Here is a 26,010-nt window from a genome sequence, read left to right on the forward strand (position 1 = left end):
CGCCGGGCGGACGCGGTGCGAAGCGCTTACCTGACGACCTGGTCGGCCCCCAGATCAGGCGCGATGCCGGACGGCCGGGCATGGCCATCGATGTCGAGGGGTCCGTAGGTGCTCGGCGTGCCTTTGGCGAGCGCCGCGCCGGCGTTGTCTCTTCGCAGGTGCAGGTCACCGAACGCCGGGGCCACGAACATCGCAGGCGTGGCCGTCGTGAGGTTGGTCCGGCGCGATGCCGAGGCGCCGTCGCGTGCCCTCACCGCGCCATCGAGCAGGTTGTTCCAGATGAGGACGTAGCGCGTGTCGGGGTGGGCGAACTCGATGCCGACGCTGCTGGTGCCGCTCAGCAGGATGCTGTTGTGCGCGACCACGGCCCGGGGGGCATCGAGGATCGAGATCGCCGGCCCGCGGGCCCCCGACGTGCCGGCCCTCGTGATCATGTTGTTGCGTACCAGCCCACCGGCATGCTGGTTCGGGCGACGCGGGTCGAGTCCGTAGACGATTTCGCGTGCGCCCCTCACGAACACGTTGCGCTCGACGAGCGAGTCCTCGGCCCCCTGCCACATCAGGATGGCCGATCCTGGCATCCTGCCGCTGGCGGGATAGGTGAACACGCTGTCGCTCACCACCCACCCGTAGCCGCCGCGCACGTCGATGCCGACCGGCAGCGTACCCACGACTTCCGGCACCTCGAAGCGGCAGCGGGTGATCCAGCCCTCGTGCGCGCCGTCGCCGGAGGCATGCCGCGTCGAGAGCACGAAGGCGCCGCCACCGAGCACCCGGAGCCGCTGGAGGCGCGGCCGGTGGACCTCGTCGCCGAAGCGGAACGCCAGGCCGGTGCCTGCGTCGATGGTCAGGTCGGCCACCCTGAAGCTGTCCGACCGGGTCACCGACAGCAACGGTTGATCCCACCCGTCTGGCGCCAGCAGGGTCACGTCCTCGCGCCGGCCGGTGCGGCCACGAATCTCGAGGTCGTCGACGCCGGCCACGGCGAGGGGCTCGGCCAGCGCGTACGTCCCGGGCTCGAGCAGGACCGTGCTCGACGACGGCGCGGTGCGCAGCGCGTCCTGGAGTTCCTGCGCCGTCGAGACGGTGAGGGTCGTCCGCGTCGATGGCGGCGGTTCCGAGCCGGGATCGGGCGGCGGGTCGACGGGTTCCTCGGTGGGCGGCGGCGGGGGTGGTGGCGGGGGCGGCGGCGAGGGGTCGCCGAGGTCGACGCGAATGGCGTTCGAGAAGGTGCTCGACACCCCGCGCCTGTCGATCGCTCGCACGACGAAGTAGTAGGTGCCCGGGGCGAGGTCGGCGACCTGGTGCGAGGTGACACCGAAGCTCACGGGCACCGAGTTCGGGTAGATGCCCGGCACGGTTCCGTACTGCAGCACGTAGGAGACGTCTGACCCGGTCGTCGGTGGATCCCAGCTGAGCTTGACGCCCTGCGCGAAGCCGGGCGCGCTTCCGACGCACCACAGGAGGAGGAGAACGCTGGCGCAACGGGCGACCGTGTCGTTGACACACGACCGCGCACACGCCTGGAAGAGGCTCGAGAAGAATGGCATGGAGGGAGTCCGAGCGGCGCCCGGGACGAAGGCGCCGATCGTCCTTGCAGAGTGGCAAGACCTGTGCCGCGCCCGTACGGCAATGACGACAATGTGACTCGACGCGGCGCGCGGGCCCGTGTCTGCAGACCTTACGCGACCGGCGCGTAAGTTCTGCCGGACGGCCGCCGGCGGGCGCTCAGCCCCGCCCCATGTAGGGCATCCCGGTGGCCATTACCGTGAGAAACGGCACATTGGCGGTCACCGGCAGCCCGGCCATGTAGCGCACGGCGTCGACCACGTGCTGCACGTCGAGCAGGGGCTCGACGGCCAGGCTGCCATTGGGCTGCAACACGCCCTTGGCATAGCCGCGCGCCATGTCGGTCGCGGCATTGCCGATGTCGATTTGCCCGCAGGCGATGTCGAACGCGCGACCCTCGAGCGCCGTCGCCCGGGTCAGCCCGGTGACCGCGTGCTTGGTGGCGGCGTACGGAGCGGAGTGGGGGCGCGGGACGTGCGCCGAGATGGACCCGTTGTTGATGATGCGGCCGCCGCGCGGCGATTGCGCCTTCATCAGCCGCACCGCTTCCTGCGTGCACAGGAACACGCCGGTGAGGTTGACCTCGACCACGGCCCGCCACTGCTCCACCGTGAGGTCTTCGAGCGGCACGGCCGGCGCCGACACCCCCGCGTTGTTGAACAGCAGGTCGAGTCGCCCCCAGGCCTCACGCACCGCACCGAACACGCGACGCACCGCGGCCGGATCGGTGACGTCGGCCGGCAGGACCCGGGCACGCCCGGCGGCCCCCTCGGCCAGCGCGGCCGTCTCCTCGAGCGCGGTGGCGCGTCGACCGACCAGTGCCACGTGCCATCCATCGCGGAGCAGGCCGACCGAGACGGCCTGCCCGATCCCACTACCCGCGCCCGTCACCAGGGCGATGCGTGCTGGTGCCATCACGCCGCGAACGGTAGCATGAGCCGGCGCGTCCGGAGCGGCGCGCGGAGAGCCTACGTCCATGACCGTCCTCGTCACCGGCGGCGCCGGGTTCCTCGGTTCGCGACTGATCACGGCCCTGCTCGGCGGCGGCACGGCTCACCCGGTCCCGGACCGCGTCCTGTGCGTCGATCGCGTCGCCAGCCCGCTCGCCGACCCGCGCGTCACGTCGTGCGTGGGCAGCGTGACCGACCCCGGCTTCCTGGCCACGCTGGCCGATCCCGCCCTGACGACGATCTGGCACATGGCGGCGGTGCTGAGCGGACAGTCGGAGGCGGAGCCGGCGCTGGCCGAGGAGGTCAACGTCGGCGGCATGCGGGCCCTGCTCGACATGTGCCGTGCCCTGCCGCGCCCGCCGCGGTTCGTCTTCGCGAGCACGATTGCCGTGTTCGGCGGCCCGCTGCCCGACGTGGTCCCGGACGACTTCGTGTTGCGTCCGGCGACGACCTACGGCGTCACCAAGGCGATCGCGGAACTGCTGCTGCTCGAGGCGACGCGCCGCGGGATCGTCGACGGCGTGGCCGTGCGGGTGCCGACCGTCGCCGTGCGCCCGGGCGCGCCCAACTCCGCCATGTCGAGTTTCGTGAGCGGCATCGTCCGCGAGCCACTCGCCGGCGTCGACTCGGCGTGTCCGGTCCCGCTCGACACGCGGATGTGGGTGGCCTCGCCGGCGACGACGACGGCCAACCTCGCGGCGATGGGCGCGGTCGCCGGCGATGCCATCGGCGCGGTTCGGACGCTGAACCTGCCGGGCCTCACGGTGACGCCCGCCGACCTGCTCGACGCGCTCGAACGGGCGGCTGGCCCGGCGGTGCGGGCACGGGTGGCCCTGACGCACGATGAGGCGGTAGCCCGGATGATGCGATCGTGGCCGGGCGCCTTCGACGTCACCCGGGCGCTGCGTCTCGGCCTGGTCGACGATGCCGACGCCGACGCCATCGTGGCGCAGTTCATCGCGGAGCGCGCCTCGCGCTGAGCGCCGGGGCCGGTCACCGCCAGCGGATGTCGTCGGGCGACAGGAGCGGACGCACCGTGGCCTCGGGGGCGTGCGCGTGGACGTCGAGGGCCGTGAGCGGGCCGAACCGCAGGCCAGCGCGCTGCTCGATCGTCGTCAGCGGCACCTGGAAGGTCTCGTAGGCGCCGAACACCGCCTCGCGGTGCGGCAGGAACCCGCGCTGCGACAGGAGGTACCCCGACACGCTGAGGCGCTGCGTCTCGTCGTGCACGAAGACGATCACCTTCCAGCACTCGACCGGCACCGCCACGCCCTCGAACACCGGGTCGTCGTCGCGCAGCACGGGGCCGGTGAAGACCGAGATCTTCTGGTCGTCCTCGCGGGCGTTCTGGAGCGCGTAATCCTCGAGCCCGAGCCAGATGCCGGCGTTGAAGGGTTGCATCTGCGGCACGGCGTTGGCCAGGTGCATGGAGTCGGCATTGCCCTCCTCGGCCTCGGCGCGCGTCTCGCCCCAGGCCGGGTCCTCGCGGCGCGTCATGTGGCCGCGGCTGAAACGCGGCGCGTTGCCGTACACCGGTCCCTCGAGCTGCCGGGCCTCCGGGATGCGCGGATCGAGGCGCCAGTCCCGCCGACGGAGATGGGGCACGCTGCGGGCGCCGTCGATGTTGACGGCGCTGACGTAACAGAGCCGGCGGGCGCGGCTCATCACCACCGAGAAGTGCCGGTACGGAATCTCCCGCCATGGTCGGCCCTGCCACTCCACTTCGAGGACGTCGGCGTCCTGCACGATGGTCGGCAGCGGCGCGGTGGGCACGGCCGCGCCCAGGAAGTCGTCGCGGTAGCCGTCGCGCGTCTCGTAGCCGGCGATCGCGGGATGGACGACGGGCGGCTCGGCTGGCACCTCGGGGGACGGCGGCGGCGTGGCCGGCACCGTCACCATCGGCCGGATCGCCGTGATGGCATCGAGCACGTAGCCGCCGCGCACCGCGTAGTTGGCGCGCTCGAGGGTGCCGGAGAAGTGGACGCCGAGCGCGCCGCCGGTCTCGAGATCGAGCACGGCCGATCCCGAACTGCCTCCGAGGGTCGTCGCGTCGTGGGAGAAGGCCCACGCGCCCGTCGGCATCGCCGAGATGCGCCCGGGTGAGAAACGCTTGACGCCGTAGATGCCGCCGAACAGCCGCCGGGCGACGTCGGCGCTGGGCGTGCCGAGCGGGTCTTCCGCCGGATAGCCGACCACGGCGACGTCGCGGCCCCAGTCGAGGGGCACGTCGGCGAACGGGATGGGCGGGGGCAGCGCGCCGGAACCGGGCGAGAGCCTGAGCAGCGCGAGGTCCGGCGCCTGCGCATCGGCCAGGTCGGCCAGGTAGAGCACCTGATCGACGCCGACCTCGAACTCCTCGGTCGCCCCGTCGGCCACGTACTCCTCCCGCAGGTCGACGCGGGCCGCCATGGTGTCCTGCCCGAAGGCCCGCCGGAACACGAGGTGGGTCTGCTCGCGCGCCGTGAACTCCTCGGCGACGTGCGCGTTGGTCACCACCAGGTGCTCGGCGACGATCCATGCCGTGCCCGCCTGGTGCAGGCGCGGATGGCCGGTCAGCTCGATGCGCCCGACGCTGGCCAGCCGTGACTCGAACCGCGCCCGCGTGGCCTCGAGCCGGCGACGCAACTCCGGCGATTCCGGCAGCTGGATGCGATTGCGCTGGACGAGCATCGCAGGGCGGCCATGCGCCACCACGACCGCCTCCACCTGGATCTGGCCGTCGAGTTCCTCCGCGTTGCGGGCTTCCGCCGGCCAGCCGGGCTCGCCCTCGACGAAGGTGCGCACCGACGCCATGCTCACGCCGATGCGGGCAGCCGGCACGGGTCGCTCGTTCCGCCCCGCCATGGCGAGGAGTTCGTGTGCGATGGGTTGGTCGGCCAGCAGCACGGCGCGCGCACGTTCGCGAAGGGACATGCCCCTAGAACGCCCGCGCCGCCCGCCGCGCACAGCGTGGCCGACAGACAGCCGCCGGCCCCGCCTCAGTCGATCGCCACGTCGACCAGCAGCAGGGCGTCCGCGTCGGCCCCGTAGGGTCCCTGCAGCACCGACGTCCCGCTCGGCGCGACGACCAGGGAGCAGCCGATGCACGCGTGCCCCGCCCACGCCCCTGCGGTGATCGGCCCGACGTTGCTCGCCCCGGCGACCCACACATGCTCGTCGCGCGCGACCGCGCCGTAGCACCGACGCCACAGCTCGCCGTACGGCGTCGCGGCGTTGTCGTGGTCGGGCGGCACGGCCCACGCGCACGGCGACAGCAGGAGGCGCGCGCCCATGCGGGCCAGCGTGCGGCTGATCACCTCGCCCTCGGCGAAGGCGTCGGCGCAGATCAGCAGGCCGAGGCGTCCCCACGGTGACTCGGTCACGCCGAGGCGGTCGCCGCGGGCGTAGGTGCCGGCGGCGATGTCGAGCTCGTTGATCTTGCGATGGTGCAGGCGAACGACGCCGGTGTCGTCGATGAGCACGGCCGCGTTGTAGACAGCGGCCTCGGCCCGCTCGACGATGCCAGAGCAGACCCAGACGCCGGCGCGGCGCGCGGCGGCGCGGAAGGCGGCGCAGGTCGGGCCGTCGGGGATGGCGTCGGCGAGGCGGGCCGAATCGGGCGCCATCCAGCCGAGAGGCAATGCCTCAGGGAGCAGGACGAGGTCGGCGCCGGCCGCGGCGGCCTCGTCGATGCGCGCGAGTGCGCGGGCGAGTGTCGCTTCACGCTCGCCGGGCACGATGCGCAGTTGCGCGAGGGCGAGGCGCAGGTGTGTGGGCCGGGACGTCACCGAGGCAGGGTACCTCGCCTGTGGTACCCTTGGGGGTCGGCCGGCCCTCCCGGGCCCGTGCCCTCAGCAGCACCCCCTCCGTCCCCATCGTCCAGAGGCCCAGGACGCGGCCCTTTCAAGGCTGAAACGCGGGTTCGAATCCCGCTGGGGACGCCAACTCCCTTCGGGCCGCTCCTGTCACACGAGTGACGGATCATTCCGACGACAGGCGTGACATGGCCGCCCCACAGGGGTTGGCGATGCGCTCGCGAGTCCCCCGGAGCGTGATCACCCCGGGCTCTCTACAGACGTCCGTCGGCTGGTTCACGCTCACCACCGACGACGAGTTCCGCGACTTGCGCGCGAAGTAGCGCGCTTACCGCTTCTTCGCGGCCCGCTTGGTGACCCGCGGCTGATCGCCCTGATCGCCGTATCCGGGCTTGACGGCTTTCTTCGCCACCCGCCGCCGGTCCGCCGCCAACGACTGCCCCAGGTCGTCCGACTCCTTGAAGGTGCCCTCGGCGCTGCGCTTGACCAGCCGCTTGTCCCGGCCGGTATCGATGAGCGTGCGCTTGGTGGATGCGCGCTTGGTCGTCTTCTTCGCCATGACGCGCACTCTACCCCGAACCTGGCATGCCCGAATCTCGACTGGACGTCCGTTGCTACAGGTGCAACCAGATCCGCGCCGGCATCCTGAAGTGCCGCACGAGTCGATTCGCGGTGTCGGCCATCACCGACCGCGTCCCGAGGCACCCGTCGCGTGGCGCCTGGCCAGCACAGGCGTATAGTGCTTCCAGAGGGGGTGTCCCCATGGACGCACCGACGAACGAGACGCCTGCCGTCGCGTTCGAGCACGTGGCACTCGCGTTCGACGACGTCGAGGTCCTCCGCGACGTGAGCTTCTCGATCCCCGACGGCCACATGGCCATCCTCATGGGGCCGAGCGGGGGTGGCAAGTCCCTCATCCTGAAGCTGATTCTCGGCCTCGTCCGCCCCGATTCCGGCGTGATTCGCATCCATGGCGTGCGCATCGACGACATGCCCGAGCGCCGGCTCATGACGGTGCGCGACGACATCGGCATGCTGTTCCAGGAAGGCGCCCTGTTCGACTCCCTCACCGTCGGCGAGAACGTCGGCTTCAAGCTCGAGGACGAACATCGGATGCCGGCGGCGGAGATCCAGGCGCGCGTCGACGCGATGCTGACCGCCACTGGCTTGCGGGAGTTCATCGACCGTAGCCCGGCGGAGCTCTCGGGCGGCCAGCGCCGCCGCGTCGCCGTGGCGCGGGCCATGGCCGCCCAGCCGCGCCTGCTCCTCCTCGACGAACCCACCTCGGGCCTCGACCCGATTACGGCCAAGACCGTCGATGCCGCCATCCTCGCGCTCCGCGACGTCGAGCACGTCACGATGATCCTCGTCACCCACCAGCTGGAGGATGCCTTCTACCTCGCCGGCCACGAAGCCGTCGCGACGCCCGGCGGCATGGCGATCGTCGCCGCGCCGCACCGCAGCGCCAAGGAGGTGACCTTCCTCGTCCTCGACGGTGGCGTGATCACCTTCGACGGCAGCATCGACGCCATCCTGGCCTCAGACGATGCGTACATCAGCCGGAGCCTGGCCGGCTGGGTGCCGCCGCTGCACGCCTGACCCGCCGCCTGCTAGGATCGCGAGCCGATGGAGACCTTCGTGACCGACCTGCGTGATCGCGTCGTCCTGATCACCGGCGCATCGACCGGCATCGGCGCCGCGGCCGCGCTCGCCTTCGCGCGCGCCGGCAGCCGGCTGGCCCTTCACTACAACGCCAGCGAGGACGCCGCCCGCAGGGTCGCGCAGGACGCAGAGTCCCTCGGCGCGCCGGTGCTGCTCACGCAGGGCGACCTCGGCGGCACCGACGCCGTGCCGCGCATCGTCGCCGAGACGATGGCCCGCTACGGCCGCATCGACGTGCTCGTCAACAACGCCGGCGGGATGCTCGGGCGGCGCGGCATCGCCGAGTACACCGCGGCGCACCTGCAGCAGGTCCTCGCCCTCAACGTCACGCAGGTCGTGATGCTGGTGCACGAGGTCGTGCCGATCATGCGTGCGCAGGGGCGCGGCAACATCATCAACGTGACCTCGATTGCCGCACGCACCGGTGGGGCCGGCGGCGCCGTGCTGTACGCCGGCGCCAAGGGCTTCATCTCGACGGTCACGCACGGGTGGGCGCGCGAGCTCGCGCCCGACAACATCAGGGTCAACGCCGTGTCGCCCGGCGTGGTGACCACGCCGTTCCACGAGCGCTACTCGACGCCCGCGCAGCTCGAGGCGATGCGCGCCAGCATCCCGGTCGGCCGCCTCGGCACGGCCGAGGAATGCGCCGGCACGTTCCTGTACCTGGCGTCCGATCAGGCCTCGGGCTACGTGACCGGCCAGGTCGTCGAGGTCAACGGCGGCCAGTACATGCCGTAGGCGCCCTGTCACCCGTCACGCATGCCGCCGACCGTGATCCTCCTGACGCGCCCCGGGTGCGCCGACACCGTGCCGCTGCGGGCGCGACTCGGCGCCGCCCTCGCCGATGCCGCCCTCGTCGGCGGCTACGAGGAGGTCGACACCACCAGGCTCGACGCGCAGGACCCGCGTCGCGGCTACCCCACGCCGACGATCCTGGTGGATGGGCACGACCTGTTCGACATGCCTCCGCCCCCGGCCGGTCAACCGCCGACCTGACGGGTCTACCCGGGCGGAGTTCCGTCCAGGCACAGGCTTGCGACGCGGCTGCGCGCCCTCGCACAGGTCCCCTGACCCGATCGGTCGCGTGGGCGAGGCCTTACGCGATCACCATGCGCGCCACCCCGACCTGACATACAATCCCGCCCTGACCTCCGAAGGGATTGGCAGACGCATGTCCAAGTGGTCCGACCGGACGTTCCTCGACGGCCTGCGCCAGGCCGGCGACCCGCTGGCCGACGCCGCGGTCGCCCGGCTGCGCGACGAAGGCGGCGCGGGCGCGGTAGGGCGCGCCTTCCGGCACCTGCAGGGCAATGCCACCCCCCTGCCCGCCGACGCGCCCGAAGCGCTGCACGCGTTCATGCGCGATGCCGGCGGCCTGCCGCCCTGGGTGCAGCCGTCGCGGCTGCAGCACGGCTCCAGCGCGTTCCTGAAGAACGCCCTCCCGTCGGTGGTGGTGCTCCTCGCGTCGAGCCTGCCGCGCGGCTACGCGGCGCCGTGCCTGACGCACATCCTGTCGATCTCGCGCAACCTCGAACGGCACCCGTACGAGCGGCTGATGGGCGTCGTGCAACTGCTGGTCAACGTCTCCGACCACCGCGCGTTCCTCGACGGCGGCAGCGCCATCGTGACGGCCAAGAAGCTGCGGCTGCTGCACGCGGGCATCCGGGTCCTGGCCGACCAGTATCGCCCGCACTTCCGCGCCAGCTACGGCGTGCCGGTCAACCACGAGGACATGCTCGCCACGATCATGGCGTTCTCGTACCTGCTGGTGGTCGGCATCCGACGCCTCGGCCTGCCGCTGGCCGACCAGGAGGCGGAGGACCTGTACTACCTGTGGCGGGTGTTCGCCGTGCTGATGGGGATCCACCCGCCGGGCGACCCGCACGACGACAGCCTCGTGCCGGCCACGCTCACCGAGGCGGCGGAGTTCTACGCCGCCTACGTGGCGCGCAACAACACCGCGCCCGAGGCCAACCCCTACGGCGTCACGCTGGCCGAGGACAACCTCGCGATGATGGAGCGGCTGCTGCCGCCGGTGGCTCGCCTGTGCGGCCTCGGGTTCGCTCCGCACTTGTGCATGACCGAGCTGATGTCGCCCGAGGAACTCGCCCGTGTCGGCTTCGGGCCGCTGCACGGCCACCGGCTGCTGAAGGCGATCCTGACGTGGGTCCTGCGCGCGGGACAGTGGACCGGCCACCACGACGCCTTCGCCGCACACCTCGCCCAACTCGTGTTGCAGGGCATGGTGGAGGTCGACCGCCGCGGCGAGGTCGAGTTCTCCGTGCCCTTCGATCGGTTCGACCTGCAGGGCTCAGCGTTCAGATAGCGCCAGCCGCGGAGCGCTGGCCTCACCACCACGGAAGGGACCCGATGACCGCCATCGTCTGGATCAACTGGCAGGACTACACCGGCACCGAGCTGTTCTTCTACGGCATGGGCTGCCTGCTGTGGGTGATCGCCTACGCGATCTACATCCGCAACATCTTCGTCCTGAAGTATGTCGAGATGCCGGTCTTCGCCGGTTGTTGCGACGTCGCGTGGGAGTTCGTGTGGAGCTTCCTGGCGCAGAACGACCTGGGCATGCTGTTCCAGGGCGCCAACTACGTGTGGTTCTTCCTCGATGCCGGCCTGATCTTCAGTTACGGCGTGCTCTTCCTCGGCGCCAAGCAGCTGACGGTGCCGCAGCTGACGCCGCGCAGCGTGTTCATCCCGATGTGCCTGGCCATCGCCGTGGCCGCGGGAGCGGCCACCTACTTCCTGCACCACCAGGGCCTCGACAACTCGGTCGGCGGACGGTCGGCCTACCTGATCCAGCTGTCGATCTCGTTCCTCTACGTGCCGCTGATGCTGCGGCAGCCGACCCTCGAGAACTTCTCCTGGAACGCCAACTGGCTGCGCGCCGCGGGCTCGGCGCTCGTCGTGGTGTTCTTCTTCATCCACTTCCCCGACGACTGGTTCCTGCTGACGATCGGCTGCACGTCGGCCGTCGTCGACGGCGTGTTCCTGTACCTGTACAAGCAGAAGGAACGCCGACTGGCGGCGGGGGTCGTACCGGCGGCGGTGAGCGCCGTCCCGGCGTGAACTGAGGGTTCAGACCAGGGCCTGGGCGGCCACGACGTCGGCGCCGCCAGCCTCTCCCCACGCGTCGACGAGCGGCCGCAGCAGGGCGGCCGCCTCTGCCGAGCGCCCGTCGGCGCCGAGCAGGCGTGCCAGGTCGATGGCGGCCCGCAGTTCGAACGTCCGGGCCCGCTGCGCGCGCGCCACCTCGATCGCCCGCTGGCAGGCCTCGACACACGCCGCCGTGTCGCGGCCCTCGGCCGCGCGCACGCGTCCGTCGAGTCGGTGCAGTTCGGCCTCCCAGTAGCGCTCGCCCTCGTCCTCGGTGACCGCGAACGCCTCGGACAGGAAGGCCCTTGCCCGCTCGACCCGCCCCTGCCGGAGGCTCGCGTCGGCCATCCAGGCGAGGTAGCGGCTGCACTGCAGGGAGCTGGCGTAGGCGTTCCGCATGATGGCGATCGCGGTGGCGCCCTGCTCGATGGCGGCATCGACGTCGGCCGGCGGCTCGGGACCGCGGAGCGCCTGCACCGCCCGGCTGATCTGCCAGAACACGGTCCAGTACTGGTAGCCGTGCTCGGTGCTGAGCGCGATGAGCGCCTCGGTGGCGGTCGCCGATCCGGCCGCGTCCTCCATGGACAGGGCCATCGCCATGCGGTTGACCAGTGCGACCGACTCGGTGAACGGCGATCGCTGCCGCGCCTCCAGCAGGGCGTCTTCCGCCGCCTGGATCGCCCGTGCCGGCTCGCCGAGCAGCCAGCGGACGTCGGCCAGCAACGACCGTGCGACGGCGCCGATGTCGTAGGCAATCGCGCGGGTGGCAAGGCCGTCGGGCGGGTAGAGCGACAGCAGCGTCTCGAAGTTGTCGCGTGCCTGCGCGAAATGCCCCAGGAAGAGGTCCGCCGCCGCGCTGGTGTACAGGCCGAGGAGCCGCGCGTCGCCGTCGCCGTGCGCCACGCCGTACTCGAGGCGCTGCTGCGCCAGCTCGCGGGCGCGCCGGAGCTTGCCGCGGCTCGCGTAGAAGTTCCACAGGCCGAACGCCAGTTCATGCGGCACGTCGCCGACCTGCGTGACCAGCGCGAGCAGGCGCTCCTGCGTGGCCTCGACCTCGGGCGAGCCCAGGCCGTGCACCATGCCGAGCGACAGTACCAGCGCGCCACGCGCGCCGATCTCCTTGCGGTCGCGTTCCGCCGTCGGCGGTAGCGCCGCCAACGCGGTGAGGGCCTGCCGCAGGTGGCCGATGGCCTCGGCGTGGGCGTAGCGACCCATCGCCGACTGCCCGGCCGCCAGCCAGTGCTCGAAGGCCGGCGCGAAGCGCTCGGCCGACATGTAGTGGTGCGCGAGCAACTCGTGCGATGCCTCCTCGCCGTTGGTGCGCTGCAGTTCCTCGAGCGCGGCGGCGATGCGGAGGTGAATCTGCTGCCGCTCCCGGCGCAGCAGCGAGTCGTAGGCGGCGTCGCGCACGAGCGCGTGCTTGAAGGCGTAGCGGGCCGCCACCCCGAAGCCGCGCCGGTGCACGAGTCCCGACTGCACCAGTTGCCGCAGTTCGCGCTCGAGCTGGTCCGGCGGATGCGCCGATACCGCCGACAACAACGGCAGCGTGAACGCCCGGCCGATGACCGAGGCCAGTTGCGCGACTTCCTTGGCCGGCCCCAGCCGCGCCAGGCGCGTCGTGAGCGACTCGCGCAATGTCGCCGGCAACTCGCGCCATTCCGCCGAGTCGTGCGACGAGGTGCCCCCTTCCATCACCGACCGCGTGAGTTCCTCCACGAACAGCGGGACACCGTCGGTGCGCGCCACGATCTGCGCCTGCACCTGCGGCAGCAGCGCGCCGTCGCCGACCAGCGCCCGGATCAGGCGCTCGACCTCCTCCTGCGCGAGCGCGCCGAGCGTGACCTGCGTCACCTGCGCCCTCGCCGCCCACGGCACCTCGAGCGTGTTGGGCCGCAGCGTCATCACGAGCAGCAGCGGCGCCGACTGCGCCTGATCGATCAGGCGGTCCAGCCACGCCAGCGTCGTCGCGTCGAGCCAGTGCAGATCCTCGATCAGCAGCACCAGCGGCTCGCGCTGCGCCATCTCCAGCACCAGCGCCACGAGCGCGTCGAGCGTCTCCTCGCGCTGCCGCTCCGGCGGCATCGCACGCAGCGGCCGGTCGGGTGGTACCGCGATCCCGAGGAGGCCCGCCACGAGCGGCACGGCCTCGCCCAGGCCGTGGTCGTCCAGCAGCCCGACCAGCCGCGCCGCCGGCGTCGGGCCGGGCGCGGTCGCGAGCAGGCGCTGCAGCCACTGCACCACGGCGTGCATCGGCGTGTTCTGCGTGTAGGGGGTGCCGTGCGTGGCCATCCAGCGCAGGGGCGCGTTGCCCTGCGCGGCATCGAGTCGTTCGCGCGTGGCGCGCAGCAGCCTGGACTTGCCGATGCCGGGCTCGCCGGTGATCAGCACAGCGTGACCGTGACCGGCCCGGGCGTCCTGCCAGCGTGCCTCGAGCAGCGCGAGCTCGCGCTCGCGGCCGACGATCGGCGACAGGTCGAACACCGCGTCGTCGCCGCCGTCCTGGCCGTCGCGCATCCGCCAGGCGGCGATGCCGACCCCTGACCCCGATCCGTGGGCCAGCGACGGCAACGGTTCGGCCACCACGCCGCGGTGCACCAGCGATCGGGTGGCGCCGCTCACGACCACGGCGCCGGGCGCCGCCGAGGCGAGCAGGCGCAACGCGACGTCCAGCGTTGCTCCGAGGACCACGGGTTCCGGTGCCCCGGGGCTCGTCGTGACGACCGCCGTGCCGGTGTGGATGCCGACACGCAGGGCCGGCACCACCCGCCCGAGGCCGGGGACGGCGGCCAGCTGTGCCTCCACTTCCCCAACCAGGTCGAGCCCCGTGCGCACGGCCCGCCACGCGTCGTCCTCGTGCGCCTGCGGATAACCGAAGTACACCAGCAACCGGTGCCCCATGGCGGTGCCGAGGGTGCCGTCGTACCGCTGCACGGCCTGCAGCGCCAGGGGGCGCAGCTGCATCATCAGCTCGTACAGGCTCTCGGGATCGAAGGCCTCGCCGGGCTCGGTGCCCGGGCTGGCCGCATCGGCCAGCTCGCAGCAGAGGACCGTCATCTGCCGGCGTTCCGTGCTCGTCAGCGGCGGTGGCGAGGGACGCGCGCTCGGCGGCGGCGTGGCGCCCTCGACCTGCGTGAACACCTCCGTCGCCGCCGGCGCGACGGCGCGACGCGCGCCCTTGTCGAGGCCGCCGGCCCGTTCGATGCGCTCGAGCGCCGCGGCCACCTCCCAGCTGCCCTGCGGTCGCTGCGCCGCCGACTTGCTCAGGAGACGGTGGGTGAGCTCGGCGAGCGCCGGCGGAATCGCCGGTTCGAGCGAGGCGACCGGATCCGGCTCGTACGCGCAGATCCGCGCCAGCGTCTCGGTGGGCGTGGCCGCGTGGAACGGCGACATCCCGGTCAGCAACTCGTAGAGCAGCGAGCCCAGAGAGAACAGGTCGGACCGGTGGTCCACCGTCAGGCCCTGCGCCTGCTCCGGCGACATCGCGTGACACGTGCCGACCACCGTGCCCGGGGTCGAAATCTCCTGGTCGACGTCGCCCTGCCACGCCTTGGCGAGGCCGAAATCGAGGATCTTCACGCGACCGGCCGCGGTGACCATCACGTTGGTCGCTTTCAGGTCGCGGTGGACGATGCCCTGCGCGTGCGCCTCGGACAACCCCTCGGCGATCTCGCGCGCCACCCGCACGGCCCGGCCGATGTCCATGCGCCCTTCACGGAGCAACCGGTCGAGGGTCTTGCCCTCGACCAGTTCCATGACGATCCAGTCGCCGTCGGCCGTCTCGACGATCTCGTAGATGTGGACGATGGCTGGATGATTGAGGCGCGCGGCCATGCGGGCCTCGCGGCGGAACCGGAGGCTGCGTGACTGGTCGGCCATCGTCGGCAGCAGGCGCTTGATGGCGACGGGCCGCTGCAGCGACTCGTCGAACGCGCGATACACCGCCCCCATGCCACCGGCGCCCAGGCGCTGCTCGATGCGGTACTGGCCGACGCGGGAGGGCTCGGCGGGCTTGCCACCGTCCGGGGTGGAACTCACGACCGACCATTTTATCGCCAACTCAGGGCCCTCCCGGCCCGCACCTCCGTGGCCAGCAAATCCGTTTCCATTCCGGCTGGCCCTAGGTCGAGCAGTCGCCACCGGTCGGCCGGTGCAATAGTGGTTGGCGTGTCGATTCGATCGCTACCGACAACACTCGCCGCGCTGCTCGTGATCAGTGGCTGGACCCTGCCCGCCGCTGCACAGGAGCCACCGGTCCACGAGGGCCATCAGTCCGCGACGCTGGCCGAGCACGCCGAGGGCCACGAGGACCATCACTCGCCGCGGATCGAGGTGGAGCTCGCGGGGTCGAGCATCTTCCAGTCGGGTGGCGCGAGCCTGAGACTCGGGTCGCCGCTCCGCGCCGAGATCCGGTACTTCGGGGTCGAAGGCAACGACATCGGGGTGGCCGGCCTCGGCTGGGAGCTCCGCGTCGGCGGGCTCCGCGTCATTCCCGGCGTGGCCTGGGGCTTCGGCCGCGAGAACGAGCCGGGGCCGATGATCACGGCGCGCTGGGTGTACGAGGATGAGCACTGGATCTCCCAGGGCGTCTGGGTCCAGTCACTCGGCGAGTACCAGCAACCGGTGGCCGGGTCCGAGGACGCGTCGGCGACGGAGGAAATGGAAACCGTCGTCAAGTACGCGGGCGCGCTCGACGGCATCCACGTGAGCCGGCGGTTCGGACGCGTGGAGGCGGGCCCGATGGTCGAGCACATCCGCTACCGCGAGGAGAATGCCTGGAAGGGTGGCGGACGCGTGGCGGTGGGCCTCGGGCACTCGCTGCGGCTGGTCGGACAGGTGGTCGGGCCCGGCACCGAGGTGCGCGGCGGGTTCGCCTGGGAGTACTAGGCGCCGGGCGCCGGGCAGAGGAAGCGCACCGCGCCCGGCCTCAACGTGTAAGCACACTGCGACGCCTCGAGGACCTCGCCGTCGGTGTTGACCTTGATGGGGCGCCCGAACGAGCAGGTGACGGCCCGGGCCCTGAAGTAGGCGACGTCCTCGTCGTCCACGTGCGTGCCCACCGACAGGCGCGGCAGCAGCGCGATGAAGTCGAGCGCCGACCGCGCGCGCACCAGGCAGACCTCCATCACGCCGTCGTCGGGCCGTGCCGTCGGCGCGAGCTGGTGTCCGCCGCCGATCCACGCACCGTTGCACACCGCGAACAGGCGGAGGTCGTCCTCGATCACGCGCCCGTCGGCCTCGACGCGGGCGGGGACCGGCTCGTGCTCGAGGAACGCGCGCACGCCGCCAACCAGATACGCAGCGCGCCCGACCGCCTGCTTCAACGCGCTGTTCACGTGTGCCGAGGTCTCCGCCGTGAAGCCGCCGGCAGAGGCGTTCAGGAAGGCGCGATCGCCCAGCATCGCCAGGTCGATGGCACGCGTGGCGCCCGACACGATGGCGTCGAGCGCGGCAGTCGGCGCCTCCACGCCCAGGCTGCGCGCGAAGTCGTTGCCGGTGCCGATGGGCAGCACCGCCACGGCGACCCTGCCGAGGGCGTCCGCATCGGCCAGGCCGTTGACCACTTCGTTGAGGGTGCCATCACCCCCCGCCGCGATCACGGCGTCGCAGCCGGTCGAGGCCGAGGCGGCGAGGCGACGCGCCTGGCCCGGCCCGGTCGTCTCCAGCCACTCGGCGGAGTGCCCGGCCCCCGTCAGCCTGGCCCGCAGTTCCTCCACGGGAGCGCGGTCGTCGGCCGTGCCCGCCGCCGGATTGACGATCACGGCCATGCGCATGGGATCAGGCCTGCCTGTCCGTCGGGGTGCCACGGCGCTGCCGCATGGGCAACCAGCCACGGAGCCTGCCCCAACTCCGCGGCGCCGCTGGCATGGACGACTTCACCTGCTCCAGCAGTTGTTGCGCGAGTCCCCGGCCGCGTTCCAGACCCTCCGCGGTGTACCGCGACAGCGACTCTGGCGTCACCTCGACGCCTGCCAGCGCCCATGCCGTCAGGGCGCGGCCCATCGCGTAGGTGCCGGCATACGCGATGGCGACCTTCGGGACGAGCCCGGCCACCGGGATCAGCCCGACCAACTGGCGGGCGACCTGCCGGAACAGGAAGCCTCCACCGATCACACCCAGAATCTCGGCCATCATCGCCCGCGGCTCGTCGTTGCGGCCGGCGGCCAGCGCAATCTTGTAGCCCATGATCAGCTGGTTCTTGGTCAGCACCACCATGTCGCCGAGGTTCAGTGGCGCAGTGAGGACCGGGATGGTCTCGGCCAGCCCGGTGGTGACCGCGAACGACGCGTTGGCCTTCGCGGTCTCGTCGACGATGCGCTCGGCGACGATGGGACGGAAGGCCGGGAGCGCTGCCGCCACCGCCAGGCGGGCATCACCCTCGACGAGCCCGACGATGGCCGTGAGCAGGCCTCGAGGGGGATTGAGGGGATCGGTCACGGCGACCCGCGCCTCTTCGCCGAGCCTCCTGGCTGCAGCGGCGGGCTCCTCGGTGCCGACGACCACTGTGATCCTCGGCCAGCGCGACCGAATGCACTGCTCGTCGGCCCCCTTCATCGCCAGCGACAGGTCGGGCATGGCCGAGGCCAGCACGACGGCCAGCGGCGTCGTGGGTCGATGACGCAACGTGTCGGGATGCACGACAACCACGTAGGTGTGCACGTGCCCGCCCGGCACGGCGGCGAGCCCGGCCCGAACGCGCTGCCCCAGAGCCTCGTCCTCGGCGACGACGAGCAATTCGAAGGGCGTGCGGGCCGAGGCGCGGATCCGCTCGAGATCGACGTCGCTGATGACGCGCCACAGGTTGGCCAGCTTGAGGGACGCCACGATGGGTGCAGTGTATCGGGAATCGGGGATCGCGGCTCGGGGATCGACGGGATGGCCAAGAGCGAAACATGGCGGTCGGGCTCGAGCGGCGCGCGACGATTGGCGCCGTGCTTGCAAACGTCGGGGGCCATGAAGCGGATTGCCTTGAAGGATCAGGTGCTGGTCATCACCGGCGCCACGAGCGGCATCGGGCTGGCCACGGCGCGTCTGGCGGCGCGGCGAGGTGCGCGTGTCGTGCTCGTCGGTCGCGACCGCGACGCGCTCGATCGCGTCGTCGGTGAGCTCGACCGATACGCCACAGGTCGGCGCGTCGCCCTCGGCTGCGTCGCCGACGTCGCCGACGCGGACCAGGTCATGCAGGTGATGAAGGCGGCAGAGGCGGCGTTCGGGCAGGTGCACACCTGGGTGAACAACGCGGGCGTCTCGGTGTACGGCCGGGTGACCGATGTCCCGCTCGAGGATCAGCGGCGCCTGTTCGACGTGAACGTGTGGGGCGTGGTGCACGGGTGTCGCGCGGCGGTCAGGCACTTCGGCGCCCGCGGCGGCGTCATCGTCAACGTCGGCAGCATCGCCTCGGACCTGGCGTTGCCACTGCAGGGGGCCTACAGCGCGTCGAAACACGCGGTGCGGGCGTTCTCCGACGCGCTGCGACTCGAGGTGACCGAGGCCGGCCTGCCGATTGCCGTCTGCCTGGTGAAGCCATCGGCGATCGACACGCCGTTCTTCGACCATGCGCGCAACTACATGGCCTTCGACGTGGAGGCCCCGCCGCCGCTCTACAGCGCCGACGTCGTGGCCCGCGCCATCCTTCGCTGCGCCGAACGCCCGGTGCGGGAGATCACGGTGGGCGGCGTGGGACGCGCGATCACGCTGTCGGGGGCGCTGGCACCACGCCTCACCGACGCGTGGATGCGCCGTCTCATGTTCCGCGCCCAGCAAGGCGCCCCGGCCGACGACCTGCGCGACGGGAACCTCGACGTCCCGGCCGGACCTCACGTCGCCACGGGCGCGCGCTCGCGGGTGCCGCTGCGCCACAGCGCGTACACGGGCGCCGCCCTCTCCGACCTCAGTCGAGCCCTGCCGCTGGTCACCGCCGCGGTGGCCATGACTGCCGCCTATCGCCTGTGGTCGAGCGCGCCGGCGCGCTGATGAATGCTGCGAGGCCGCGAGGCCGCTCCGCGGCGCACCCGCGGCGTTCGAGCCGAACGGGCCGAGCCGCAGGCGACGGCCCCAGGCACCACGCCACGCTCCCTGCACCCCGGTAGTGTGACGTCACAATGCGCGCCGCGCCGACGCGCGAGCGGATCGGGCCGAGCCGCAGGCGACGGCCCCACGCACCCCGCCACGCTCCCTGCACCCCGGTAGTGTGACGTCACAATGCGCGCCGCGCCAACGCGTCGAGCCGATCGGGCCGAGCCGAAGGCGACAGCCCCACGCACCACGCCACGCTCCCTGCACCCCGGTCAGTGTGACGTCACAATGCGCGCCGCGCCGACGCGCGAGCGGATCGGGCCGAGCCGCAGGCGACACGCACCCCGCCAATGGCCCCACGCATCCCGCCACGCTTCCTGCACCCCGGTCAGTGTGACGTCACAATGCGCGCCGCGCCAACGCGTCGAGCCGATCGGGCCGAGCCGAAGGCGACGGCCCAAGGCACGACAGCACGCTCACCACCGTGTCAAGCGACAGGAGGAATTGACCCCCTGCCGACAACAAAAGTGACCCCCTCCTTCTGTTGATCCAGCTTGGGTGTGTGCCGGTCTCCGCCGTGGGGCCCGGCGCGCGGAGGCGGGGCGGTCTGTGCCCCGCCGAGCACGACGGGCTCCACGGCGGGCGCGGTCACGCCTCGCGTCGACTGCTCTGGCCGAGCAGCCCCGCCTTCTTCTTCTGCCGCAACCGATAGCTCTCGCCCTGGACCATCAGCGTGTAGCTGTGATGCAGGAGGCGGTCGAGGATCGCTGCGGCCAGCACCTCGTCGCCAAAGACCGTGCCCCACTGCGTCACCAGCTGGTTGGTGGTGATCAGCGTGCCGCCGCGCTCGTAGCGCCGGGCCACGAGCTGGAAGAACAGGTGTGCGCTGCGGCGCTCGAAGGGCAGGTAGCCCAGCTCGTCGATGATCAGCAGCTTGGGCTTGCTGTAGAACGTGAGCCGCTCGGCCAACTGCCCCTCGGTCTCGCTCTTGGCCAGCGCGCCGATCAGGGCGGTAGCACTGGTGAACAGTACCGAATGTCCGCTCTCGACGGCTGCGCGGCCCAGACCAATCGCGAGGTGCGTCTTGCCGACGCCGGGCGGGCCGAAGATCAACACATTCTCCGCCTGGCTGATGAACCGGCCGGTCGCCAGCTCGCGCACGAGCCGCTGATCGATCGACGCCTGGAACTTGAAGTCGAAGTCGTCGAGCGTCTTGACCGTCGGGAAGTGCGCGATCTGAATACCCATCGCGATGCGCTTGCGCTGCTTGGCCGCCGTCTCCTGCTGCAACAGCTGGTCGAGGAAGTCGAGGTACGTGGGCTCGCTCCGGGCCGCCTCGGCCAACGCGGCGTCGAGCCGCTCGGCCAGGTATCCGAGGCGCAACCGCTGCAGATGCTCGACGACACGCGCCTGCGTCACGACGCTCATGCCGGTCCCCCGATCAGGACCGCGTAATCCTGCAGGGAGCGCCCGAGCGACGCCAGCGGCGCCGCGACGACCGCCTCCTGCCGCGTGGACACGGTGGTCCGCCAGAGCCCAGCCCAGTGGGCCGGGTCGATGACGCAGGTGTGCGGCCCGAACGACCGCCGATGCGTGGCGACCAGCTGGCCGCCGTGATAGATGCGCACGGTGTCGTCGCCGATCGCGACTTCGACGTGCTCGCGCACCAACGGATGCGGCACGCTGTAGCGCACCGTGTCGATGTCGACCAACGCATCGGCGGCAACGCGTCGCCGCACCCGCTGCTCGCGCCGCGGCAGGGCGCGCAGGGGCAGCGGACGCAGCGCCGGCTGCTCGTCACGCGAAAACCGTACGGCCGGCGCCTCATGGGTCGTGCCGTGGATCCGCTGATCGGCCAGCGCCATCCACGTCGCCAGATGCGTCTCGAGCGACGCGAACGTCAGACCGGCGAGGGCGTTTCGCTTGACGTATTTGACGCCCGACTCCGTCTTGCCTTTCGTGCGTGCGCGATAGGGCGCACACGCCCGTGGCTGCACATCCCAGTCGCGGCAGAAGGCCAGGTCGGCCGGATGAAAGTGCACGGTGCTGGTCGCGACGTCGCGCCCGCTGACCAGGGCCCGCGCGTTATCGCCCAGCACGGTGCGGGTGACGCCGCCGAAGTGCTGGAACGCCGCGGCCAATCCCTCGCGCCACTCATCCTGGCGCTCGTGCAGGAACGCTTTGACAAAGATCCGCCGCGAGTAACTCAACACGGCGACGAGCAGGTGGAGGCGTACCGCGGTGCCGGCGATCTCGACGCGTTTCTGTCCGAAGTCGACCTGCAGCTGCTCGCCAGGCGCGGTCTCGACGCGCACGGTCGCGACCTCCGCCACGCGGCGGGCCCGCCGCAGATCGCGCACCGCGCGCTCGACCGTCCGCACGCTGACGGCCACGCCCTGCTCGGCGAGCAGCCGATGCGCCACCACCGCATTACCCTCCGCGACGCCCTCGTAGAGCCGGCGCGCCTCGGCGCGGGCCGCCTCGCTCAAGCACCGCGCCTGGGGCCGCACCTGCACGCCCGCTGGGACGGCCGTCCGCAGGTACCGCTTCACCGTATTGCGTGCCACGCCCAGCGTCGCCGCAATCCGCTTGCTCCCGACCCCGCGCGCCGCCAGCGCGCGGATCGAGGCCACCACCTCCCCCTCGAGCACCAGGACCTCCTGGTCGAGAGGTACCAAACCCCGCTCAGCTCGCTCCATCTGTCCTCCTCCCGAGGGGGTCAGATTTAGTGTCGCGAGGGGGTCAATATCACTGTCGCTCTACACACCGCGCCCGGTGGGACTCGAGCGCGAGGCGAGCCGAAGGCGGAGCCGAGCGCCTGAGGCCGGCCGGCGCGCACCACGCGCGGCGCGCGTGGTGCGCCCGGTGGGACTCGAACCCACGACCAACGGCTTAAAAGGCCGCTGCTCTACCGACTGAGCTACAGGCGCACGTCTCCCAGTCTAGCAGCGGGCCGGCGCCCCCGGCCGGCGCCGCCCCTCACATCTTCTCGTCGGCGCTCTCGCCGTAGAGGGCCGGCACCGTCGACCCCATGGCGCGCAGGTACGCCGCCAGTTGCCCACGGTGGTGGATGCCGTGGTTGTTGGCCAGGCCCAGGTACGTGGCGTTGGGCGCCTCGATCATCCCGAAGAAGCTCACCGAGGCGGCCAGCGCCTCGCCCGACATCGCGCGGACCGCGGCCAGTCGCGCCGGCACCTCCCGCTCGTGGAACGCGACCACGTCCGCGATGGTGGCAAACGAGTCGAGCAGCGCCTTGCCCTTGGCCCCGTCCGAGGCGAACGCGCCGGCGATGATGCAGTCGAGGAACCACACGTCGCTCTGGGCGATGTGCGTGGCCAGTTCCCACGCCGACCGCGAGCGCGGATCGGGGCGGTAGTCCCGGCCGCTGTCGGGCACCGCGCGCAGCACCTTCGCCGTCGTGCGGGCCTCGCGGGTCATCAGGTCGGCAAACTGTGTGGCAAGGAACGTGGCCTGTTCTGGGGTCATGCACACTCCTGTGGTTCTGGTGGCCCGGGGCGACTGCCGGCCGCGGGCCTGCATTGCAGGGAAGGCGCTTCGACTAGCGCCAGCGGAAGAGGCGGAGCGCCGCGGCGAAGCTGGCCACCATCCAGGTCCCGAGCACGGCGACCTGCGGGACCAGCGCCGCCAGGCCGCTGCCGTCGATCATCACGCCGCGCAGCGCCTGGTTCAGCGCCGTCAGCGGCAGCAGGGCGATGGCCGGCTGCATCACCGCCGGGAAATTCTCCGAGGCGAAGAAGACGCCGGAGAACACCCACATCGGGACCATCACGAGGTTCATCAGCCCCGACACGCCCTCCACCGTCTGCGAGCGGCTCGCGACGAGCAGGCCGAGCCCCGAGAAGGTCAGCGCGCCGAGCAGGCACAAGGCCATCAGCAGCAGCCACGAGCCGTGCACGGGCACACCGAAGACGAGCACGGCGAACCCGAGCAGCGCGCCGACCTCCAGCACCAGGAAGATCAGCCGCGAGGCCATGTGCGACAGCAGGTAGTCGCGGCGACGCATCGGGGTCGCCACCAGTCGCTTGAGCAGCTTGCGCACGCGTGCCTGCACGACCGAGAACCCGACGCTCCACATGCCGGTGCCCATGATGTTCATGCCGAGCAGGCCCGGCACCACCCAGTCGATGTACCGCGATCCCGGCACCGTGACCAGGCGGTCGGCCACCGGCACCGCCGGCGCGCGGCCCGCCGCGCGCTGCAGCGCATCGTCGACGACGAACCGCGCCACCCGACTCTCCGGCCGGCTGGGATCGAACTCGTAGGTCACCGGCGTCCCCGGCACCACCAGCAGGTGGATCGCGCCGTTGCGCAGGGCCACATCGGCCTCGGCGCGCGACACCACCTTCATGCGCACGCCTGCCGTCCTGCCGAGCACGGCATCGACGCCAGGCGCGGTCGACGCGGTGGCCGGCGCATGCAGCACGCCGACCAGCACGTCGGGCGTGCCCTGGTTGCGAAAGGCCAGGCCGAGCGCACACGACAGCATCACCGGGAAGGCGAACACCCAGAACACCGCCTCGGGTTCGCGCAGGAACTCGCGGAAGCGCGACAGGGTCAGTTCACGCAAGGCCGACATCGCTTACACATCCCTCAGGTGGCGGCCGGTGAGCGAGACGAACACGTCCTCGAGTGTCGCGCTGTGGGTCGTCAGCAGCGTGAAGGCCTCCGGGTCGGCCACCAGCGCCAGCAGCGCCGGCAGCGCCTCGTGCAGGCGCGCGACGATGAGCGTGCCCCGGCCGTCGGCCAGCGAGGCGCGCCGCACGCCGGGCAGGCCGCCGAGCGCCTCGAGGGTCGGCATCGCCGCGTCCTCGGCGAGCGCGAACTCCACGACGTGCTCGGCGCCCAGCGAGGCGATGAGCTCGAGCGGTGTGCCGAGCGCGATCACCTTGCCCTGGTCGACGATCGCGACGCGGTCGCAGAGCACCTGCGCCTCGTCCATGTAGTGCGTGGTGATGAGCACGGTCCGCCCGCGCTGCTTGTAGGCGGCCAGCAGGTCCCACAGCTGGCGGCGTGACTGCGGGTCCAGACCCGTCGTGGGCTCGTCGAGGAACAGCAGGTCCGGGTCGCCGGCGAGCGCACAGGCCAGGGCGAGGCGCTGCTTCTGCCCGCCCGACAGCTTCCCGTACCACGCGTCGCGCTTGGACTCGAGGCCGACGCTGGCCAGCAGCGCGTCGACGGTCGGTCCCTGGGCGTAGAACGAGCGGAACAACCGCAGCAGCTCCGTGGCGGTCAGCTTCTCGTTGAGCTGCGTCTCCTGGAGCTGGATGCCGAGGCGCTGCCGGAGGCGATCGCCGTCGCTGGCCCAGCGCATGCCGAGCACCTCGACGTCGCCGGCGTCGGGCGTCGTCAGACCTTCGAGGATTTCGATGGTGGTGGTCTTGCCGGCGCCGTTGGGGCCGAGCAGGCCGAAGCACTCGCCGGTGCGGACCTCGAGGTCGAGGCCGTCGACGGCGACCACCGCGCCGTACCGCTTGACGAGGCCGCGGCAGCGCAGCGCTACCAGCTCGTCGGCAAGTTCCCGCGCGGCGACCCGCGAGGAGGCGCCGGATGCGGGAAGGGTGGCCATGTCAGGCGGGCAGCGTGAACCAGCGCGCGGCGATCGAGTCGCTGCGCAGGATGGTCTCGAGTCGATCGGAGCCGGTGGAGATCAGCGCGACGGGCACGCCGCACACCTCCTCCAGCGTGGCGATGTAGGCGCGCGCCTCGGCGGGCAGGTCCTCGAAGCGCTTGACGCCGGCGGTCGGCGCCGTCCACCCCGGCACCTCGCGGTACACCGGCTCGCAGCGCGCCAGCTGCCCGATCTCCGACGGGAAGTGCTCGATGGTCTCGCCCGTCTCGCGGTCCCGGTACGCCGTGCAGATCTGCAGCGACGGGAAGCCGTCGAGCACGTCCATCTTGGTGATGGCGAGCGCATCGAGGCCGTTGACCCGCACGGCATAGCGCAGGGCGACCGCATCGAACCAGCCGCAGCGGCGCGGACGCCCGGTCACCGATCCGTACTCGCTGCCGCCGTCGCGGAGCTTCTGCCCCATGTCGTCGAGCAGTTCGCTCGGGAACGGCCCCTCGCCGACCCGCGTGGTGTAGGCCTTGGCCACGCCCATCACGCCGGTGATGTGCTTGGGGCCGATCCCGAGGCCGGTGCAGATGCCGCCGGTGGTCGCGTTCGACGACGTCACGTACGGATAGGTGCCGTGGTCGATGTCGAGCAGCGTGCCCTGCGCGCCCTCGAACATCACACGCTTGCCGGCGCGGATGGCCGAGTCGAGCAGCACGGAGACGTCGGTGACGAACGGCTGCAGGCGGACCCAGATCGCGTCGAGGCCGGCCAGCACCTCGCGCCAGTCCATGTGCGCATCGGGAATCAGGTGATTGCGCGCCTCGACGTTGTGCCGGACCGCGTCCTCGAGCATCTGCCGCGATGCGCGATCGGACAGGTCGCCGACGCGGATGCCGCGGCGGCCGATCTTGTCCTCGTAGGCCGGGCCGATGCCGCGCGAGGTGGTGCCGATCTTCCGCTCGCCGCGCTTGGCCTCCGACAGGACGTCGAGTTCCTTGTGGTACGGCAGGATCAGGTGCGCCTTGCTGCTGACGAACAGCCGGCCGGTGACGTCGATGCCGGCCGCGGTGATCTCGTCGATCTCGGCAAACAGTGCCTGCGGGTCGACCACGAGCCCGTTGCCGATGACACACGACACCGAGGGGTGCAGGATGCCGGAGGGCAGCAGGCGCAGGATGAACTTGCGCCCGTTCACGTACACCGTGTGGCCGGCGTTGTGCCCGCCCTGGTAGCGCGTGACGAACGAGAAGTTCGGCGTGAGGAGGTCGACGATCTTGCCCTTGCCCTCATCACCCCACTGGGCACCCAACACGGCAATGTTCATGACGGGAATGTC

Annotated in this window: 23 protein-coding genes and 2 tRNA genes; 10 read left to right on the forward strand and 15 right to left on the reverse strand. The window is 71.6% G+C overall.

The genetic code is table 11. The features are described from left to right. Positions 1-26 precede the first annotated feature (26 nt). Together TBR22_RS14745 and TBR22_RS14750 are read right to left on the reverse strand one after the other, a co-directional pair. On the reverse strand, positions 27-1,550 hold the full coding sequence (locus TBR22_RS14745) for a fibronectin type III domain-containing protein (RefSeq protein ID WP_239488606.1): 1,524 nt from the start codon (positions 1,548-1,550) through the stop codon (positions 27-29). Positions 1,551-1,728: 178 nt separating this feature from the next. Further along, entirely contained in the window at positions 1,729-2,487 is a 759-nt protein-coding gene (locus tag TBR22_RS14750; RefSeq protein WP_370651345.1) for an SDR family oxidoreductase, read from the reverse strand. 58 nt (positions 2,488-2,545) lie between these two features. Here TBR22_RS14750 and denD point away from each other — a divergent pair, with 58 nt between their 5' ends. Then, positions 2,546-3,499, forward strand: coding sequence for a D-erythronate dehydrogenase (gene denD, locus TBR22_RS14755; RefSeq protein WP_239488608.1), 954 nt, complete (start codon positions 2,546-2,548; stop codon positions 3,497-3,499). A gap of 13 nt (positions 3,500-3,512) precedes the next feature. Here denD and TBR22_RS14760 read toward each other — a convergent pair whose 3' ends face one another. Next, entirely contained in the window at positions 3,513-5,432 is a 1,920-nt protein-coding gene (locus TBR22_RS14760) for a DNA/RNA non-specific endonuclease (RefSeq protein ID WP_239488609.1), read from the reverse strand. 65 nt (positions 5,433-5,497) lie between these two features. After that, positions 5,498-6,286 (reverse strand): carbon-nitrogen hydrolase family protein, encoded by a 789-nt coding sequence (locus tag TBR22_RS14765; protein WP_239488610.1) that lies wholly within the window; start codon positions 6,284-6,286, stop codon positions 5,498-5,500. Positions 6,287-6,366: 80 nt separating this feature from the next. On the opposite strand from TBR22_RS14765, the gene TBR22_RS14770 reads away from it, so the two are divergent. Next, a tRNA-Glu gene (locus tag TBR22_RS14770) sits at positions 6,367-6,442 on the forward strand. Between the two features lie 59 nt (positions 6,443-6,501). Then, entirely contained in the window at positions 6,502-6,636 is a 135-nt protein-coding gene (locus tag TBR22_RS26720) for a hypothetical protein (RefSeq protein ID WP_255664967.1), read from the forward strand. Positions 6,637-6,641: 5 nt separating this feature from the next. Here the strand turns inward: TBR22_RS26720 and TBR22_RS14775 are convergent, their stop codons facing one another. Then, complete coding sequence (locus TBR22_RS14775; RefSeq protein ID WP_239488611.1) at positions 6,642-6,872, reverse strand: hypothetical protein; 231 nt, start codon at positions 6,870-6,872, stop codon at positions 6,642-6,644. A 203-nt stretch (positions 6,873-7,075) separates the two neighbouring features. Between TBR22_RS14775 and TBR22_RS14780 the strand changes: the two genes are divergently transcribed. The 5 genes from TBR22_RS14780 (at position 7,076) to TBR22_RS14800 (ending at position 11,056) form a co-directional block, all read left to right on the forward strand. Then, positions 7,076-7,912, forward strand: a complete 837-nt coding sequence (locus TBR22_RS14780; protein ID WP_239488612.1) for an ABC transporter ATP-binding protein — start codon at positions 7,076-7,078, stop codon at positions 7,910-7,912. Between the two features lie 27 nt (positions 7,913-7,939). After that, on the forward strand, positions 7,940-8,713 hold the full coding sequence (locus tag TBR22_RS14785; RefSeq protein WP_239488613.1) for an SDR family NAD(P)-dependent oxidoreductase: 774 nt from the start codon (positions 7,940-7,942) through the stop codon (positions 8,711-8,713). Between the two features lie 21 nt (positions 8,714-8,734). After that, on the forward strand, positions 8,735-8,971 hold the full coding sequence (locus TBR22_RS14790; RefSeq protein WP_239488614.1) for a hypothetical protein: 237 nt from the start codon (positions 8,735-8,737) through the stop codon (positions 8,969-8,971). 175 nt (positions 8,972-9,146) lie between these two features. Beyond that, entirely contained in the window at positions 9,147-10,301 is a 1,155-nt protein-coding gene (locus TBR22_RS14795; protein WP_239488615.1) for an oxygenase MpaB family protein, read from the forward strand. Between the two features lie 44 nt (positions 10,302-10,345). Continuing rightward, the gene (locus tag TBR22_RS14800) at positions 10,346-11,056 is read left to right on the forward strand and encodes a hypothetical protein (protein WP_239488616.1); all 711 of its coding nucleotides are present in this window, start codon (positions 10,346-10,348) and stop codon (positions 11,054-11,056) included. 9 nt (positions 11,057-11,065) lie between these two features. On the opposite strand, the gene TBR22_RS14805 is transcribed toward TBR22_RS14800, so the two are convergent. Beyond that, positions 11,066-15,118: a serine/threonine-protein kinase PknK gene (locus TBR22_RS14805; protein WP_239488617.1), complete on the reverse strand. Its 4,053-nt coding sequence runs from the start codon at positions 15,116-15,118 to the stop codon at positions 11,066-11,068. Positions 15,119-15,247: 129 nt separating this feature from the next. Between TBR22_RS14805 and TBR22_RS14810 the strand changes: the two genes are divergently transcribed. Continuing rightward, positions 15,248-15,967 carry a hypothetical protein gene (locus tag TBR22_RS14810; RefSeq protein ID WP_239488618.1) on the forward strand — a complete coding sequence of 240 codons (720 nt, stop codon included), beginning with the start codon at positions 15,248-15,250 and terminating at the stop codon, positions 15,965-15,967. Here TBR22_RS14810 and TBR22_RS14815 read toward each other — a convergent pair. After that, positions 15,964-16,854: a diacylglycerol kinase family protein gene (locus tag TBR22_RS14815; protein ID WP_239488619.1), complete on the reverse strand. Its 891-nt coding sequence runs from the start codon at positions 16,852-16,854 to the stop codon at positions 15,964-15,966. The genes TBR22_RS14810 and TBR22_RS14815 overlap by 4 nt on opposite strands. A gap of 4 nt (positions 16,855-16,858) precedes the next feature. Next, complete coding sequence (locus TBR22_RS14820) at positions 16,859-17,905, reverse strand: hypothetical protein (RefSeq protein ID WP_239488620.1); 1,047 nt, start codon at positions 17,903-17,905, stop codon at positions 16,859-16,861. A 129-nt stretch (positions 17,906-18,034) separates the two neighbouring features. Between TBR22_RS14820 and TBR22_RS14825 the strand changes: the two genes are divergently transcribed. After that, positions 18,035-19,054 (forward strand): SDR family oxidoreductase, encoded by a 1,020-nt coding sequence (locus TBR22_RS14825; protein ID WP_239488621.1) that lies wholly within the window; start codon positions 18,035-18,037, stop codon positions 19,052-19,054. 690 nt (positions 19,055-19,744) lie between these two features. Here the strand turns inward: TBR22_RS14825 and istB are convergent. The 7 genes from istB to TBR22_RS14860 all read right to left on the reverse strand — a co-directional run bounded on the left by istB (position 19,745) and on the right by TBR22_RS14860 (position 25,998). Next, a complete protein-coding gene (gene istB / locus TBR22_RS14830) occupies positions 19,745-20,524 on the reverse strand; it encodes an IS21-like element helper ATPase IstB (protein ID WP_239488622.1) in 780 nt (259 codons plus the stop codon). Further along, complete coding sequence (gene istA, locus TBR22_RS14835) at positions 20,521-21,747, reverse strand: IS21 family transposase (RefSeq protein WP_239493496.1); 1,227 nt, start codon at positions 21,745-21,747, stop codon at positions 20,521-20,523. Before istA ends, istB begins: the two co-directional genes overlap by 4 nt. A 203-nt stretch (positions 21,748-21,950) precedes the next feature. Next, positions 21,951-22,026, reverse strand: a tRNA-Lys gene (locus TBR22_RS14840). A 49-nt stretch (positions 22,027-22,075) separates the two neighbouring features. Next, on the reverse strand, positions 22,076-22,582 hold the full coding sequence (locus TBR22_RS14845) for a DinB family protein (RefSeq protein ID WP_239488623.1): 507 nt from the start codon (positions 22,580-22,582) through the stop codon (positions 22,076-22,078). A 73-nt stretch (positions 22,583-22,655) separates the two neighbouring features. Further along, a complete protein-coding gene (locus tag TBR22_RS14850) occupies positions 22,656-23,693 on the reverse strand; it encodes an ABC transporter permease (RefSeq protein WP_239488624.1) in 1,038 nt (345 codons plus the stop codon). 3 nt (positions 23,694-23,696) lie between these two features. Then, the gene (locus TBR22_RS14855) at positions 23,697-24,683 is read right to left on the reverse strand and encodes an ABC transporter ATP-binding protein (RefSeq protein ID WP_239488625.1); all 987 of its coding nucleotides are present in this window, start codon (positions 24,681-24,683) and stop codon (positions 23,697-23,699) included. A gap of 1 nt (position 24,684) precedes the next feature. Next, positions 24,685-25,998, reverse strand: coding sequence for an adenylosuccinate synthase (locus tag TBR22_RS14860; protein ID WP_239488626.1), 1,314 nt, complete (start codon positions 25,996-25,998; stop codon positions 24,685-24,687). Positions 25,999-26,010 lie beyond the last annotated feature (12 nt).

The sequence above is a fragment of the Luteitalea sp. TBR-22 genome (assembly GCF_016865485.1).
Lineage (GTDB): Bacteria > Acidobacteriota > Vicinamibacteria > Vicinamibacterales > Vicinamibacteraceae > Luteitalea.

What these genes read in the sequence shown, in the direction of transcription:
- TBR22_RS14800 (WP_239488616.1), top strand. Translation starts at nt 10,346, where the DNA reads ATGACCGCCATCGTCTGGATCAACTGGCAGGACTACACCGGCACCGAG.
- TBR22_RS14785 (WP_239488613.1), top strand. Translation starts at nt 7,940, where the DNA reads ATGGAGACCTTCGTGACCGACCTGCGTGATCGCGTCGTCCTGATCACC.
- TBR22_RS14795 (WP_239488615.1), top strand. Translation starts at nt 9,147, where the DNA reads ATGTCCAAGTGGTCCGACCGGACGTTCCTCGACGGCCTGCGCCAGGCC.
- TBR22_RS14855 (WP_239488625.1), bottom strand. Translation starts at nt 24,683, where the DNA reads ATGGCCACCCTTCCCGCATCCGGCGCCTCCTCGCGGGTCGCCGCGCGG.
- TBR22_RS14815 (WP_239488619.1), bottom strand. Translation starts at nt 16,854, where the DNA reads ATGCGCATGGCCGTGATCGTCAATCCGGCGGCGGGCACGGCCGACGAC.
- TBR22_RS14745 (WP_239488606.1), bottom strand. Translation starts at nt 1,550, where the DNA reads ATGCCATTCTTCTCGAGCCTCTTCCAGGCGTGTGCGCGGTCGTGTGTC.
- TBR22_RS14860 (WP_239488626.1), bottom strand. Translation starts at nt 25,998, where the DNA reads ATGAACATTGCCGTGTTGGGTGCCCAGTGGGGTGATGAGGGCAAGGGC.
- TBR22_RS14850 (WP_239488624.1), bottom strand. Translation starts at nt 23,693, where the DNA reads ATGTCGGCCTTGCGTGAACTGACCCTGTCGCGCTTCCGCGAGTTCCTG.
- TBR22_RS14780 (WP_239488612.1), top strand. Translation starts at nt 7,076, where the DNA reads ATGGACGCACCGACGAACGAGACGCCTGCCGTCGCGTTCGAGCACGTG.
- istB (WP_239488622.1), bottom strand. Translation starts at nt 20,524, where the DNA reads ATGAGCGTCGTGACGCAGGCGCGTGTCGTCGAGCATCTGCAGCGGTTG.
- TBR22_RS14790 (WP_239488614.1), top strand. Translation starts at nt 8,735, where the DNA reads ATGCCGCCGACCGTGATCCTCCTGACGCGCCCCGGGTGCGCCGACACC.
- TBR22_RS14760 (WP_239488609.1), bottom strand. Translation starts at nt 5,432, where the DNA reads ATGTCCCTTCGCGAACGTGCGCGCGCCGTGCTGCTGGCCGACCAACCC.
- TBR22_RS26720 (WP_255664967.1), top strand. Translation starts at nt 6,502, where the DNA reads ATGGCCGCCCCACAGGGGTTGGCGATGCGCTCGCGAGTCCCCCGGAGC.
- TBR22_RS14825 (WP_239488621.1), top strand. Translation starts at nt 18,035, where the DNA reads ATGAAGCGGATTGCCTTGAAGGATCAGGTGCTGGTCATCACCGGCGCC.
- TBR22_RS14775 (WP_239488611.1), bottom strand. Translation starts at nt 6,872, where the DNA reads ATGGCGAAGAAGACGACCAAGCGCGCATCCACCAAGCGCACGCTCATC.
- denD (WP_239488608.1), top strand. Translation starts at nt 2,546, where the DNA reads ATGACCGTCCTCGTCACCGGCGGCGCCGGGTTCCTCGGTTCGCGACTG.
- TBR22_RS14845 (WP_239488623.1), bottom strand. Translation starts at nt 22,582, where the DNA reads ATGACCCCAGAACAGGCCACGTTCCTTGCCACACAGTTTGCCGACCTG.